12 protein-coding genes are annotated in these 13,029 nt (G+C 65.1%); 7 read left to right on the top strand and 5 right to left on the bottom strand.

The features are described 5' to 3' along the window. The first annotated feature begins 54 nt into the window (after nucleotides 1-54). Together LQF09_RS17430 and LQF09_RS17425 are read left to right on the top strand one after the other, a co-directional pair. The gene (locus tag LQF09_RS17430; protein WP_002931313.1) at nucleotides 55-687 is read left to right on the top strand and encodes a thiol:disulfide interchange protein DsbA/DsbL; all 633 of its coding nucleotides are present in this window, start codon (nucleotides 55-57) and stop codon (nucleotides 685-687) included. Next, complete coding sequence (locus tag LQF09_RS17425) at nucleotides 684-1,139, top strand: PilZ domain-containing protein (RefSeq protein WP_270068560.1); 456 nt, start codon at nucleotides 684-686, stop codon at nucleotides 1,137-1,139. Before LQF09_RS17430 ends, LQF09_RS17425 begins: the two co-directional genes overlap by 4 nt. 71 nt (nucleotides 1,140-1,210) lie before the next feature. Here LQF09_RS17425 and LQF09_RS17420 read toward each other — a convergent pair whose 3' ends face one another. Continuing rightward, complete coding sequence (locus LQF09_RS17420; protein ID WP_270068559.1) at nucleotides 1,211-3,817, bottom strand: TRAP transporter permease; 2,607 nt, start codon at nucleotides 3,815-3,817, stop codon at nucleotides 1,211-1,213. A gap of 111 nt (nucleotides 3,818-3,928) precedes the next feature. Continuing rightward, on the bottom strand, nucleotides 3,929-4,897 hold the full coding sequence (locus LQF09_RS17415; protein ID WP_002931309.1) for a TAXI family TRAP transporter solute-binding subunit: 969 nt from the start codon (nucleotides 4,895-4,897) through the stop codon (nucleotides 3,929-3,931). A 266-nt stretch (nucleotides 4,898-5,163) separates the two neighbouring features. Here LQF09_RS17415 and LQF09_RS17410 point away from each other — a divergent pair, with 266 nt between their 5' ends. Then, entirely contained in the window at nucleotides 5,164-6,000 is an 837-nt protein-coding gene (locus tag LQF09_RS17410; RefSeq protein ID WP_002931308.1) for a helical backbone metal receptor, read from the top strand. On the opposite strand, the gene LQF09_RS17405 is transcribed toward LQF09_RS17410, so the two are convergent. The 3 genes from LQF09_RS17405 to LQF09_RS17395 are packed head-to-tail and all read right to left on the bottom strand — an operon-like array spanning nucleotide 5,978 to nucleotide 9,346. Continuing rightward, complete coding sequence (locus tag LQF09_RS17405; protein WP_002931307.1) at nucleotides 5,978-6,415, bottom strand: putative toxin-antitoxin system toxin component, PIN family; 438 nt, start codon at nucleotides 6,413-6,415, stop codon at nucleotides 5,978-5,980. The genes LQF09_RS17410 and LQF09_RS17405 overlap by 23 nt on opposite strands. 60 nt (nucleotides 6,416-6,475) lie before the next feature. Then, complete coding sequence (gene phaC / locus LQF09_RS17400) at nucleotides 6,476-8,299, bottom strand: class I poly(R)-hydroxyalkanoic acid synthase (protein ID WP_002939779.1); 1,824 nt, start codon at nucleotides 8,297-8,299, stop codon at nucleotides 6,476-6,478. A gap of 33 nt (nucleotides 8,300-8,332) precedes the next feature. Continuing rightward, on the bottom strand, nucleotides 8,333-9,346 hold the full coding sequence (locus tag LQF09_RS17395; protein ID WP_002931305.1) for an MBL fold metallo-hydrolase: 1,014 nt from the start codon (nucleotides 9,344-9,346) through the stop codon (nucleotides 8,333-8,335). Between the two features lie 170 nt (nucleotides 9,347-9,516). Between LQF09_RS17395 and LQF09_RS17390 the strand changes: the two genes are divergently transcribed. From LQF09_RS17390 to LQF09_RS17375, 4 genes are all read left to right on the top strand, one after another. Further along, complete coding sequence (locus tag LQF09_RS17390; RefSeq protein ID WP_002931301.1) at nucleotides 9,517-9,960, top strand: MerR family transcriptional regulator; 444 nt, start codon at nucleotides 9,517-9,519, stop codon at nucleotides 9,958-9,960. Between the two features lie 91 nt (nucleotides 9,961-10,051). Further along, nucleotides 10,052-10,519 carry a PaaI family thioesterase gene (locus tag LQF09_RS17385; protein ID WP_198291784.1) on the top strand — a complete coding sequence of 156 codons (468 nt, stop codon included), beginning with the start codon at nucleotides 10,052-10,054 and terminating at the stop codon, nucleotides 10,517-10,519. Nucleotides 10,520-10,567: 48 nt separating this feature from the next. After that, nucleotides 10,568-11,710, top strand: coding sequence for a carbonate dehydratase (gene can, locus LQF09_RS17380; RefSeq protein WP_002931298.1), 1,143 nt, complete (start codon nucleotides 10,568-10,570; stop codon nucleotides 11,708-11,710). 43 nt (nucleotides 11,711-11,753) lie between these two features. Beyond that, a complete protein-coding gene (locus LQF09_RS17375) occupies nucleotides 11,754-12,962 on the top strand; it encodes an acetyl-CoA C-acetyltransferase (protein ID WP_002931297.1) in 1,209 nt (402 codons plus the stop codon). Nucleotides 12,963-13,029 lie beyond the last annotated feature (67 nt).

Here is a 13,029-nt window from a genome sequence, read left to right as displayed (position 1 = left end):
GAACGCCCGGCACACCGCAGCGTCTGATTGACCTGACAGCCAACGGAGCACAGCATGAATCGTCGTGATGCACTCAAACTCAGCGCCCTCGCCCTTGCCTTGCCGACCGCATCCGTGAGCTGGGCGCAGAGCCCGTTCACCGTGTTGAATCCGCCGCAGAAGGGGGATGACCCGAGCAAGATCGAGGTCGTCGAGTTCTTCCACTACGGCTGCCCGCACTGCCGTGATTTCGATCCGCTGATCAGCGACTGGAAAAAGAAGCTCCCCGAGGACGTGTCCTTCCGCGCAGTGCCGGCGATCTGGAACAACGCACAGCTCACCGGGCTTGCGCGCCTTTACTACGCGGCCGAGGTGTCAGGTCAGCTCGACGCCATTCACGGTGCGGTGTTCGTGGCCGTTCAGGAGGAAAAGCGCCCGCTGTTTACCGAGGAGCAGGTGCGTGAGTGGGTGAGTGGCAAGGTGGCCGACCCGGCCAAGTTCATGGATGCCTACAAGTCCTTCGGGGTGAATTCGCTGGTGCAGCGCGCGGACCAGCTCGCGCGGGCGATGAAGGTCCAGGGTGTTCCCACCGTGGTCATCGATGGCACTTATGTGACGTCTGCCTCGCTCAGTGGCAGCCACGTCAATACGCTCAAGGTGACCGACCAGCTCATCGCCCGTGTGCGCGAGGAGCGCAAGGGTAAATGAGCGTCGTCCAGTCGGGCGTGCCCAGTCCCGCTCAGCCGTCGGCGGGTGAGTCCGGCGAGGACAGCGGCGAGCGCAGGCGCATCCAGCGCTTCCTTGCTCTGCGCCGTGGCGAGCCCTGCTTCTGGGTCGATATCGACGGCCTGGGCCGCCGGGCCTTGCGCGACATCTCGGTTGAGGGCTTCTCGGTCGGTGCCGAAGCCGGCTTGGTCGAGGGGGCCCTGTTCGGCTTCGTGCTGCATCGAGAGGGGGTGCCGGATCTGATCAGGGGGCGCGCCCAGGTCGTCAATTGCATCGCCGCGACGGCGCAGGCGGGTTGCCGCTTCGTTGCGCTCGAGGGCGAGGATCGTGAGCGCCTGCACGACTGGCTGATCGCCCTGGTCATCATGAACGCAAGCGTGCGCATCACCGAGAAGGATGCGGCGGCAATCGTCGATGGCCCTTCGCTGATCTGAGCGCGCGCGCTTACTGCACATGAAAAGGCCGCCCGCTCCAACCGGAGGGGCGGCCTTTCTGCGTAGCCGGCTCAGGCCTCGGCTTCGGTTTCCCGGCGCCGCTGTCTGGGTTTCTGCATTGCATAGACCAGGCCCAGAAGCACGAAGGCCGGGACGAACATCCACTCCTTGGCGGGGCGCTCACCCGCGGGCAGCTCGATCGTCGTGATGGTGAAGCCCTGCTCGAGGCCCAGCTTCTCCGCCTGGCTGCCGAAGCGCACCGCGGCAATCTGGACATCGTCGCCAAGGGACATCACGGTCAGGCCCATCGCGTTGAGCCGTTCGCGTGCCGGGCCGCGCTCGCCCAGCGGCAGCAGCACACCCTTGGAGATGTCGCGGCCTTCCAGGCTCATGCCTTCGATCCATATCCGCAGCTTGCCGTTGCGCGGTGCCTCCTCCACCAACCGGCTGAGCTCGGTTGGCGCGACCTCGTCGTAGGGCGGATAGAGCATGTCCATCCAGAACCCGGGCCGGAACAGGGTGAAGGTGACCAGCAACAGCAGGATGGTCTCGTGGATGCGGTTCCTGGCGATGAAGAAGCCCTGGGTCGCCGCGGCGAACATCATGCTTGCCACCGTGGCGGTGACGATCGTCAGCACGAGCTGGAAGCTGCTGTCGATGCCGATCAGCAGCAATTGCGTGTTGAAGATGAACATGAAGGGCAGTACTGCGGTGCGCAGGCTGTAGCCGAATGCGGTGAGGCCGGTGCGTATCGGGTCGCTCTTGGCGATGCCGGCCGCGGCATAAGAGGCCAGGCCCACAGGCGGCGTCACGTCGGCCATCAGACCGAAGTAGAACACGAACAGGTGCACCGCGATCAGCGGCACCAGCAGCCCGCTCTGCGCCCCCAGCTCGACGATCACCGGCGCCATCAGCGACGACACCACGATGTAGTTCGCCGTGGTCGGCAGCCCCATGCCGAGGATCAGGCAGATGACTGCGACCAGCACCAGCATGATCATCAGGTTGCCGCCCGAGAGTACCTCGACCAGCTCCGTCATCGCCAGGCCGATCCCGGTCAGGGTCACTGTGCCGACGATCACGCCTGCGGTGGCGGTGGCGATGCCGATGCCGATCATGTTGCGCGCGCCGGTGACCAGACCCGACAGCAGGTCGTGGAAGCCCTGGCGGGTTGCGGCGCCGAGCGCACCGGTGCCGCGGAACAACGCGAACAGCGGGCGCTGGGTGACGAGAATGAACATCAGGAACAGCGTCGCCCAGAATGCCGACAGCGCGGGCGAGAGCTGCTCGACCATCAGGTTCCAGATCAGCGCTGCTACCGGCAGCAGGAAGTGCAGGCCGGACTTGAGCGTGGGGCCGATCTCGGGCAGGTACTCCATGGTCTCGCCCGGCTTCTCGAGGTGCAGTTCGGGGTACTTCGCGCCATGGCGGACAATGAAGATGTAGGCAATGAGCATCAGCACGCCGACCACGATGAAGGCGCCGTCGCCAAAGAGGTCCTTGATCCAGCCAAAGCCCCAGTAGATTACCGCGGACAGGATCACCAGCCCGGAGAAGGTCATCAGCGTCGTGATCACCGCCTTCTGCCAGGGCAGCGGCTCGCGTCGCGGCAGGCCCTTCAGGTCCATCTTCAGGGCCTCGAGGTGCACGATGTAGAACAGCGCGATGTAAGAGATCAGCGCGGGCAGGATGGCGTGCTTCATCACCTGCACGTAGGTGATGCCGACGTACTCGACCATGAGGAAGGCCGCGGCGCCCATCACCGGGGGCATGATCTGGCCGTTGACCGAGGAGGCGACCTCGACCGACGCCGCCTTGTCGGCACGGTAGCCCACGCTCTTCATGAGCGGGATCGTGAAGGTGCCGGTGGTGACCACGTTGGCGATCGACGAGCCGGAGATCAGGCCGGTGCTGGCCGATGCGACCACGGCGGCCTTGGCCGGACCGCCGCGCATGTGGCCGAGAAGCGCGATCGCCGACTTGATGAAGTAGGCGCCCGCGCCTGCGGTCTCGAGCAGCGCACCGAACAGCACGAACAGGAAGATGAAGCTGGTCGACACTCCGAGTGCCACGCCGAACACGCCCTCGGTGGTCAGCCACATGTGGCTCATGCCCTTGGCCAGCGAGGCGCCGCGGTGGGCGATCACGTCGGGCATGTACGGGCCGAAGAAGATGTAGCACAGGAACACGACGGCGAGGATCACCATCGGCAGGCCAAGTGCGCGGCGCGCGGCCTCGAGCAGCAGGGTGAGGCCGACCACGGCGGTGGCAATGTCCATGTCGGTGGGCAGGCCGGGGCGGGTCGACAGCTCGCGGTAGAACAGGAACAGGTAGGCCGCACAGTAGGCCCCTGCGCCGGCGAGGATCCAGTCCTGGATCGGCACGCGGTCGCGTGGCGAGCGCTTGAGCGCGGGGTAGGCAGCAAAGGCCAGGAACACGGCGAAGGCCAGATGGATTGCACGTGCCTCGGTGTCGTTGAACACGAACACGCCTAGCGAGAAGGGCAGCGGCGAGGCAATCCAGAGCTGGAACAGCGACCATGCCAGCGCCACTACGAGCAGCACGTTGGCGGTCAGGCCAGTGGGCTTGCGTCCGCCGGTATCGGCTTCGGCAACGATTTTCTGCAGTTCTTCGTCGGACAGCTCGAAGTTGTCCTTGTTGTCATTTTTGCGGGTCATGAGCAGCGCCCCTCGAAGTCGGATCGGAGACGACAACGGCGGGGGGCTGGGCGCCCGCCGCCGTTGTCTGAAGAGCATCCGGCACCGCCCGAAGGGTGCCGGCCGGCGGACTTACATCCAGCCCTTCTCCTTGTAGTACTTCACCGCACCCTCATGCAGCGGGGCCGACAGGCCGTCCTTGATCATGTGCGCGGGATCGAGGTTGGCGAAGGCAGGGTGCAGCTTCTTGAAATCCTCGAAGTTCTCGAACACGGCCTTGACCATCGTGTAGACGGTGTCAGCCGGTACCTTGGCCGAGGTCACGAAGCTCGCCACCACGCCGAAGGTTTCAGCCGGATCGGGGTTGTTGGCGTACATTCCGCCCGGAATCGAGACCTTGGCGAAATAGGGGTGCTCAGCCACAAGCTTGTCCACGCCGGCTCCGGTGATCGACACCAGCTTGGCGCCGCAGGTCGTGGTCACGTCCTGGATGTTCGCCGCCGGGTGGCCGACAACGAAGGCAAAGCCGTCGATCTTGTTGTCGCACAGCGCCGAGCCATGCTCATCCGGGCGCAGCTCGGACACCAGCGAGAAGTCCGAGGTCGACATGCCGATCGCGGGCAGCAGCATGTCCATCGTGGCGCGTTGACCCGACCCCGGGTTGCCGACGTTGAAACGCTTGCCCTTGAAGTCTTCCATCTTCGCGACACCGGCTTCCTTGCGGGCGAGGATGGTGAGCGGCTCAGGATGCAGCGAGAACACCGCGCGCAGGTCGGACACGGCGCCACCTTCGGCGAACTGTGCCTTGCCGTTGATGGCGTTGAACTGCACGTCGGACTGGGCGACGCCGAAGTCGAGCTCGCCAGCCTTGATGGTGTTTACGTTGTATACCGAGCCGCCGGTGCTCTCCACCGAGCAGCGCAGGCCGTGCTGGGCGCGGTCCTTGTTGATCAGACGGCAGATTGCGCCGCCTGCGGCGTAATAGACGCCTGTGACCCCACCGGTGCCGATGGTGACGAACTTCTGCTGCGCCTGGGCCGGTGCGGCACCGAGGGTGCCGACGAGGGCAAAGGCAGCGGCAATGGCGGTCAGTTTCTTCATGGATTCCTCCTGGGTCGTGTCAACGAGGGTGAGAGCGTGGTCGCCCGTACGTGCAGGGGGTGTCCGTCACGAGGGCGTGCGCGGCAGGACACCAGATCATGGCGTGACAGGCTGTCGATCGGCCAACGCAAGAGCCGACAGCTTTTCACAACCTGCGTTTCGGCGCTAGTCGGGTTTCCCGCAGGGCGCAGTGGAGCGCGCTTTGAGGCGTACTACAATGCGCTGCCGGATGTGGAGGACATACGTTGATTGCACAGCAGCCAGGAGTGACGAGGAGGGAGGCTTGGGACGACGATGGCGGGCAGCGCCATGAACGGGCGGACGGTGGTGCGCGCATCGTGTCGCTGGTGCCCTCGCTCACCGAGCTGCTGTTTGCGCTCGGCCTTGGCGGGCAAGTGGTCGGTCGCACGGGGTTCTGTGTGCACCCGCGCGAAGCGCTGCGTGCGGTGCCGAAAGTAGGGGGCACCAAGGACGTCCGGCTGGAGCGAATTCGCGAGCTCGAGCCCACCCATGTGCTGGTCAACATCGACGAGAACAGGCGTGAGACGGTGGACGAGCTTGCTGCCTTCGTGCCCCACATCGTCGTCACGCATCCCTGCTCCCCGCAGGACAACTTGCGCCTCTTCGATCTGTTGGGCGGGGTGTTCTCGGCCGCGCAGCGTGCAGCGCTGCTTGCCGCCGAGTTGCGCGCAGCCCTCGACGAGGCCGCTGCGCTGCGTGCGGAGCTCGATGACGAGCGCGTTCTTTATCTGATCTGGCGCGAGCCGTGGATGACGGTGGCGCGTGACACCTATATCGCGGCGACGCTCGCCGAGGTCGGTTGGGAGACCCTGCCGGCGCGCCATGGCGGTGCGCAGGGCGCAGCGCGCTACCCCGCCTTCGAGTGGGGTGAGCCCTGGCTCGCGCAGGTGGAGCGCGTGCTGCTGTCGAGCGAGCCCTACAGGTTTCGCGACCTGCATGTGACCGAGGTTGCCGGTCTGTCCGCCCTCCCGGCGCAGCTCGTCGACGGCGAGATGGTTTCCTGGTACGGCAGCCGGGCCGCGGAGGGGCTGCGCTACCTGTGTGCCCTTCGCCGCAGCCTCAGGGAGCAAGCTGGCGGCTGAACGCCTCGGGCGTGACGATGGCGAGAAGGCCGGAGATACCGCGCCTGCGCGCCATCTTCAGCAGTGCGCGGTCGCGCGTGAGCAGGTGGGTCGCGCCGGCGCCCACGGCCAGTTCGAGGAACTTCTGGTCATCGGGATCCTTGCAGGCCGGCAGTGTCGGGGCAGGCGGCATCGCGATCTCGCGAATCCGTCCGCGGTAGGCCGACAGCAGTGCTTCGCGGGCCTCGAGGCCCTGGCCGAACTGGGCGTAGCCGAGCACGGCACGCAACTCGCCGAGCGTGTCCGCGCACGCCAGCAGAGGCGGCCGGCTGCGTTCGATCCAGTCGCGCAGCGCGGCGAGCGCTGGGTCGCGGAACATCCACAGTGCGAGCACAGTATTGGTGTCGAGTACCAGGCGGACGTCCGGATGCGTCATCGGGTCGATCGTCAACGAAAAAGGGGAGGGTTCCCCCTCCCCGGAGTGGCTAGGCAAGGCTCAGGCGGCAGCCTTGGCGTCCACGCGGATCTTCACGAAGCTGCCAGGAGCGTCCTCGATCGGCTTGATCTTGCCCTTGGCCGGATCGCGCGCCTCGACCTGTTCGCCGTCATGCGACGTGACCCAGGCTTGCCAGTCGGTCCACCAGGAGCCCGGGTGCTGCTGCGTGCCTTCGAACCAGGCGTCCGCGGTTTCGGCCAGCTTGGCAGCCGGGTTGATCCAGTAGCCGTACTTGTTGGCGGCAGGCGGGTTGACGATGCCGGCAATGTGGCCGGAACCGCCGAGCACGAAGCGCACCGGACCACCGAAGCGGCGCGCACCCATGTAGGTGCTCTTCCACGGTGCGATGTGGTCTTCGATCGTGGAGATGAAGTAGCACGGCACCTTGATCTTGCCGAGGTCGATCGGCACGCCGTCGATCTCGATGCCGCCCGGCTCGATGAGGCGGTTCTCCATGTACATCCTGCGCAGGTAGAAGCTGTGCATGGTCGCCGGCATGCGCGTGGAGTCGGAGTTCCAGTACAGCAGATCGAACGGGAAGGGGTCCTTGCCCATCAGGTAGTTATTGACCACGAAGGACCAGATGAGGTCGTTGGCGCGCAGCATATTGAAGGTGCCGGCCATCTCCGAACCTTCCAGATAGCCGCGCTCGAACATCTTCTTCTCGAGGCTGGTGACCTGGCCTTCGTCGATGAACACGCCGAGCTCGCCCGGATCGGTGAAATCGGTCATCGTGGTGAAGAAGGTCGCCGAGGCGATGCGCTTCTGGCGCTTGCCGGCAAGGTAGGCCAGGGTGGTGGCGAGCAGGGTGCCGCCCAGGCAGTAGCCGGCGGCGTTGACTTCCTTCTCGCCGGTCTGCTTCTCGATGGCTTCGAGTGCGGCCACGACGCCTTCCTGCACATAGGCGTCGAAGCTCTTCTCGGCCAGGCGCTCGTCCGGGTTGACCCAGGAGATCACGAATACGGTGTGGCCCTGGTCCACCGCCCACTTGATGTAGGAGTTCTTCTCGCGCAGGTCGAGAATGTAGAACTTGTTGATCCAGGGCGGAACGATCAGCAGCGGCTTCTTGAGCACCTTGTCGGTGCTCGGCGTGTACTGCAGCAGCTGCATCATCTCGGTCTGGAACACGACTTTGCCCGGCGTGGTGGCGACGTTCTTGCCCAGCTCGAAAGCCGTGGTGTCGGTCATCTTCACGCGCAGGTTGCCGCCGCCGTCCTCGACGTCGCGCAGCAGGTTGTTGAGGCCCTTGAGCAGGTTCTGGCCGTGGCTCTTGACCGTTTCGCGGAAGACCTCGGGGTTGGTCATCGCGAAGTTCGACGGCGACAGGGCATCGATGTACTGGCGGGTGTAGAAGTTGACCTTCTTCTGCGTCTGGTCGTCGAGACCATCGACACAGCTCACCGTGTCATGGATGTGACGGGCGGCGATGAGGTAGGACTGCTTGATGAAATCGAACAGGAAGTGCTGTTCCCACTCCTCGTCCTTGAAACGCTTGTCGGACTTCTCGGGTGCGGCGACCGGCGCGGCATTGAGGCCGGCGAAGCGCATCATCGAGTGCTGCCACAGCGAGAAGTAGTCCCACACCAGGTTCATCTGCGCCTGGGCGAGCTTGTAGGGGTTCGACAGCAGCTTGGCCATCATGTCCATGAAGGCTTGGGCGATGCCGAGCTCGTCGGCTGGCGCAGAGACGCCTTTCTTGAGCTGGCGTTGCACATGGTCGCTGATCAGGTGCGAGGCGCGGCGCGCCACCTCGGCGTAGGTCTTGGCGACTTCTTGCGGATCGGGCAGTTCTGCCTTCTGGGGGTCGTTGCTGGGTGCAGCCATGTTGTTTGGGCTCCTGTGGTCGCGCGGGGCGGGCTAACGGCAAGTGGTGAAGCGGACCAGGCCGCTCGCATCGACCTCTCTCGAGAGTGCTCCCTGCCTCTCGAGATGGTTGAGGTGGGCAATGGCCTCCCCCATGGCGAACATGACCTGATGGGTATCGAGTTCGCGGGGAAACAGCGTCCCGAGCAGGTCGCCCGCGCTGCTGGGCGTGCTGCAAGCATTGAGCAGCGCGCCACAGCGCTCGCGGTGATGCTCGATGAGCTGGTCCACGCGGACCCTGATGCCCTTGAAAGGTTTGCCGTGCGATGGTAGCACGAGCGTGTATTCGGGCAATGTGCATAGTGCCCGTAGCGAGTCGATGAACCAGCCCAGCGGGTCGTCGTCCGGCGTGGCGGCGTAGACGCTGATATTGGTCGAGATGCGCGGCAGCAGCATGTCACCCGAAATCAGGATGCCGAGTTCGGCGCAGTGCAGGCTCGCATGTTCCGGGGCATGACCGTGGCCGACGATGACACGCCAGTTGTGGCCGCCGATCTGCAGCTCGCTGCCGGCGAACAGCCGGCTGAACGTGCCGGGCAGTTCGGGCACGCCGCGCCGGTAGGCGTTGCCACGTGCGCCAAGGGCTTCGAGCCGTGCTGCGTCGAGGCCATGGCGGCGGAACTGAGCGACCATGTCCGGTACACAGTAGCCCGGCAGCTGATGCCAGATGGCGTGGGCGGCGAGGAATTCCCCCTGTGTCATGTGGATCGTGGCACCATCGCGCGCCGCCAGCCAGGTTGCGAGGCCGAGGTGGTCGGGGTGGTGGTGGGTGACGATCACCCTGCGCACCGGGCGCGGGTCGGCAGCGAAGATCGCCGTCCATGCGGCACGCGTGTCGTCCTGTCCGTAGCCGCAGTCGATGACGGTGAGCGCGTCGCCGTCATCGAGCAGCCACAGGTTGATATGATCGAGGGCGAAGGGCAGCTTCATGCGTACCCAGCGCACGCCGGGTGCAATTTCGAGCGTGTGGCCGGCGTCGGGAAGTTGGTCGATCGGGTAGCTAAGCATGGTTCGCGTTCTTGCGCTCAGGTTGTGGTCGGGGGCGTGGCCGGTGGGTGCCGATTGAAGAATGGCCCGGAATCTGTTTAACTTTTGCGATTGTGTTGTTATTTTCAGACAAAACAAGGGTTTGATGTCGGTCTGCGCAGCTGTTGCCTGCGCCGCGGGCATAACTGAACATGGGTAACGAAGAAACCTATTCCATCACCGAACTTGCGCGCGAGTTCGACATCACCCCGCGTGCCATCCGATTCTACGAGGATCAGGGTTTGTTGACCCCGGCTCGCGCAGGCCGGGCGCGCGTCTATACAAAGGCCGATCGCACCCGCCTCAAGCTCACCTTGCGCGGCAAGCGGCTCGGCCTCTCGCTTGCCGAGATCCGCGAACTGCTCGACATGTACGGCGGCGTGCGCAACTCGAGCACGCAGTTGCAGCGCTTTCTGGGCGTACTTACTGTGCGCCGCGCTGCACTCGAGCAGCAGCGCAAGGACATCGAGGCAGTGCTGGACGAAATCGACATGCTTGAGCAGCAGTGCCAGGCATTGCTCGGCGACAACGCGGAGGGCGCCGCCGCTGCACGCGCCGAACTCGCGCGTCGCATCCAGCGGGCAAGCGTGAGCTGAAAGCGCTCGCCCGCTTTTTTTGCGCTGGAGTTTACGTTAACGTAAACGTCAAGCTCGGGAAAGAGCCCCCAATCGACTGAAGAGGTGACGCATGAGACCGGAGATGCCCCAGTTCCAGCCCAAGGACCCGGGCTACGCCGCGCGTGTGCGTGCCAGCTTTGGCCTGCAGCAGGCAATGCAGCTGATCGGTGCAGAACTGGCGATCGTCGAGCCCGGCTACACCGAGATCCATCTGCCGTTCAAGGCCGAGATCTCGCAGCAGCACGGCTATATCCATGGCGGGGTGGTCGGCATGATCGCCGATTCGGCCGCGGGCTATGCCGCCAACACACTGACCCCCGCTGATACCAGCGTGCTCACCGTTGAGTACAAGCTCAACCTCGTTGCCCCTGCAGACGGCCAGCGCCTGGTAGCACGCGGTGAGGTGATCAAGCCGGGCCGCACGCTGATCATCACGCGTGCCGAGGTGTTCGCCATCCGTGACGAGCAATGGACCTTGTGCGCGATCATGCAGCAGACCATCATGGCCATGCAGGGCAAGAGCGAGCGATCCGGCTGAGGGCAGCCGGGCGTAGCGCCGCCTGAAGAAACCCAGGGGGAAAGTTGAATGAGCAGTCGCATCATCGCACTCGGCGCGTCGGATACCGTCGAAATCGGCCATGTCCGCCAGTTTTTCCGCAACTATGCGGCGTGGCTGGGCGTTGACCTGAGCTACCAGGGCTTTGCTGACGAGGTTGCCAACCTGCCCGGGGCGTATGGAGAAGCCGATGGCCGGCTGTTCTACGCCGAGCTCGATGGCCGGCCGGCCGGTTGCGTAGGCGTTCGCCGCTTCTCGGAGGGCGTGTGCGAGATGAAGCGGCTCTATGTCGATCCCGATGCGCGTGGTCATGGCCTTGGCCGCCAGCTCGCGATGGAGGCGATCAAGGCGGCCCAATCCTTGGGCTACCGGCGCATCCTGCTCGACACCCAGCCGGCGATGCGCATTGCGCTGAAGCTTTACCGCGAGCTCGGCTTCACCGAGGCGCCTGCCTATTACCCCTCACCGATCGAAGGCACGATCTTTCTCGCCCTCGACCTTGCCACCTGGTCCGAGGACGAGGTCCGCAACGAGAACCTGTTCCACCTCTTCGACTACAACCAGGCCTGGTCACGTCAGGTACAGCAACTCGACCCTGGCTTCTTCGAGAAGCTGTCGCATCTGCAGACGCCGGACTATCTGTGGATCGGCTGTTCCGATTCGCGTGTGCCGGCAAACCAGATCGTCGGCTTGCTGCCGGGCGAGGTCTTCGTCCATCGCAATGTAGCCAATGTGGTGGTGCATACCGACCTCAACTGCCTTGCCGTGGTCCAGTACGCGGTCGATGTGCTCAAGGTCAAGCACATCATGGTCGTCGGCCACTATGGCTGCGGCGGCGTCAAGGCCGCGCTCGAGCGTGCCCGCGTCGGCCTCGTCGACCTCTGGCTGCGGCACGTGCAGGACGTCCACGTCCGCCATCTGGACGAGGTCAACGCCTTGCCGCCCGAACTGCGCCACGACCGCCTGTGCGAGCTCAACGTGCTCGAGCAGGTGCTCAACGTTGCCCAGACCGTGGTGGTGCAGGACGCCTGGCAACGCGGCCAGCCACTCACCGTCCACGGCTGGATCTACGGCCTCAAGGACGGCCTGATCCGAGACCTCGGCCTCAACGTCAGTCGTCGCGAAGACCTGCTGCCGCGCTACATGGCAGCGCTCGAGACGCTCGGTAGCTGAGCCTATCCACACTTCATTCGAACAGCCTCAACAGGAGAACTGCATGTCCGATCCCGTCGTCATCGTGTCCGTCGCCCGCACGCCGCTGGGCGGCTTCCAGGGCGAGCTGTCCAGCCTGACCACGCCGCAGCTCGGCGCTATCGCCATCAAGGCGGCGGTGGAGCGCGCCCGCCTGGCACCCGAGCAGGTACAGGAAGTGATCATGGGTTGCGTGCTGCCTGCCGGCCTAGGTCAGGCGCCCGCCCGCCAGGCCGTGCTCGGTGCAGGGCTGCCGCTGTCGGCCGGCTGCACCACCATCAACAAGGTGTGCGGTTCGGGCATGAAGGCCACCATGCTGGCACACGATCTCATCCTCGCCGGCAGCAACGAGGTGATGGTCGCCGGCGGCATGGAGTCGATGTCCAACGCCCCCTACCTGCTGCCGAAGGCGCGTGGCGGCTACCGCCTCGGCCATGGCCAGATGTTCGACCACATGTTCCTCGACGGTCTGGAAGACAGCTACTCGAAGGAAAACAAGGGGCGCCTGATGGGCACCTTTGCAGAGGACTGCGCCAGCCACTTCAGCTTCAGCCGTCAGGCCCAGGACGAGTTCGCAATCGCCTCGACCACCCGTGCCCAGGCAGCAATCAACAACGGAGACTTCACCTGGGAGGTGGCACCGGTCACCGTGCCAGGCCGCAAGGGCGATGTCCTCGTCGACAAGGACGAGCAGCCGCTGAAGGCGCAGATCGACAAGATCCCGGGCCTCAAGCCCGCATTCAAGAAGGACGGCACGGTGACCCCGGCCAACTCGAGCTCGATCTCCGACGGCGCCGCCGCCCTCGTGCTGATGCGGCGGTCCACCGCCGACAAGCTCGGCCTCAAGCCGGTCGCCACCATCGTTGGCCATGCCACTCATGCGCAGGAGCCGCAGTGGTTCACCACCGCGCCGGTGGGCGCGATGCAGAAGGTGCTGGCGAAGGCCGGCTGGAGCACCGACGACGTCGACCTGTGGGAAATCAACGAAGCCTTCGCGGTCGTCACCATGGCCGCGATGCACGAGATGAAGCTGCCGCACGACAAGGTCAACGTGAACGGCGGCGCCTGCTCGCTCGGTCACCCGATCGGCGCCTCGGGTGCGCGCATCCTGGTCACGCTGATCGGCGCGCTGCGCAAGCGCGGCCTCAAGCGCGGTGTGGCCAGCCTGTGCATCGGCGGTGGCGAGGCCACGGCGATGGCGATCGAGGTCGATACCGCGGTGGCCTGCGGCTGATTCCGAACGGCGGCAGTGGGGACGCCCACGAGGTGGCCCTGCTGCGCTCCCAGCAGAGATTTCTACA

It is taken from the genome of Thauera sp. WB-2 (assembly GCF_027594845.1).
GTDB lineage: Bacteria > Pseudomonadota > Gammaproteobacteria > Burkholderiales > Rhodocyclaceae > Thauera > Thauera mechernichensis.
Note: the sequence above shows the minus strand (reverse complement) of the source record. Positions and strands in the feature narration are given on the sequence as shown.

Bases quoted from the DNA above. Each gene is read 5' to 3' on its own strand.
- can (WP_002931298.1), top strand. From the start codon at position 10,568: ATGAGCAGTCGCATCATCGCACTCGGCGCGTCGGATACCGTCGAAATC.
- phaC (WP_002939779.1), bottom strand. From the start codon at position 8,299: ATGGCTGCACCCAGCAACGACCCCCAGAAGGCAGAACTGCCCGATCCG.
- LQF09_RS17425 (WP_270068560.1), top strand. From the start codon at position 684: ATGAGCGTCGTCCAGTCGGGCGTGCCCAGTCCCGCTCAGCCGTCGGCG.
- LQF09_RS17375 (WP_002931297.1), top strand. From the start codon at position 11,754: ATGTCCGATCCCGTCGTCATCGTGTCCGTCGCCCGCACGCCGCTGGGC.
- LQF09_RS17430 (WP_002931313.1), top strand. From the start codon at position 55: ATGAATCGTCGTGATGCACTCAAACTCAGCGCCCTCGCCCTTGCCTTG.
- LQF09_RS17415 (WP_002931309.1), bottom strand. From the start codon at position 4,897: ATGAAGAAACTGACCGCCATTGCCGCTGCCTTTGCCCTCGTCGGCACC.
- LQF09_RS17405 (WP_002931307.1), bottom strand. From the start codon at position 6,415: ATGACGCATCCGGACGTCCGCCTGGTACTCGACACCAATACTGTGCTC.
- LQF09_RS17420 (WP_270068559.1), bottom strand. From the start codon at position 3,817: ATGACCCGCAAAAATGACAACAAGGACAACTTCGAGCTGTCCGACGAA.
- LQF09_RS17385 (WP_198291784.1), top strand. From the start codon at position 10,052: ATGAGACCGGAGATGCCCCAGTTCCAGCCCAAGGACCCGGGCTACGCC.
- LQF09_RS17395 (WP_002931305.1), bottom strand. From the start codon at position 9,346: ATGCTTAGCTACCCGATCGACCAACTTCCCGACGCCGGCCACACGCTC.
- LQF09_RS17390 (WP_002931301.1), top strand. From the start codon at position 9,517: ATGGGTAACGAAGAAACCTATTCCATCACCGAACTTGCGCGCGAGTTC.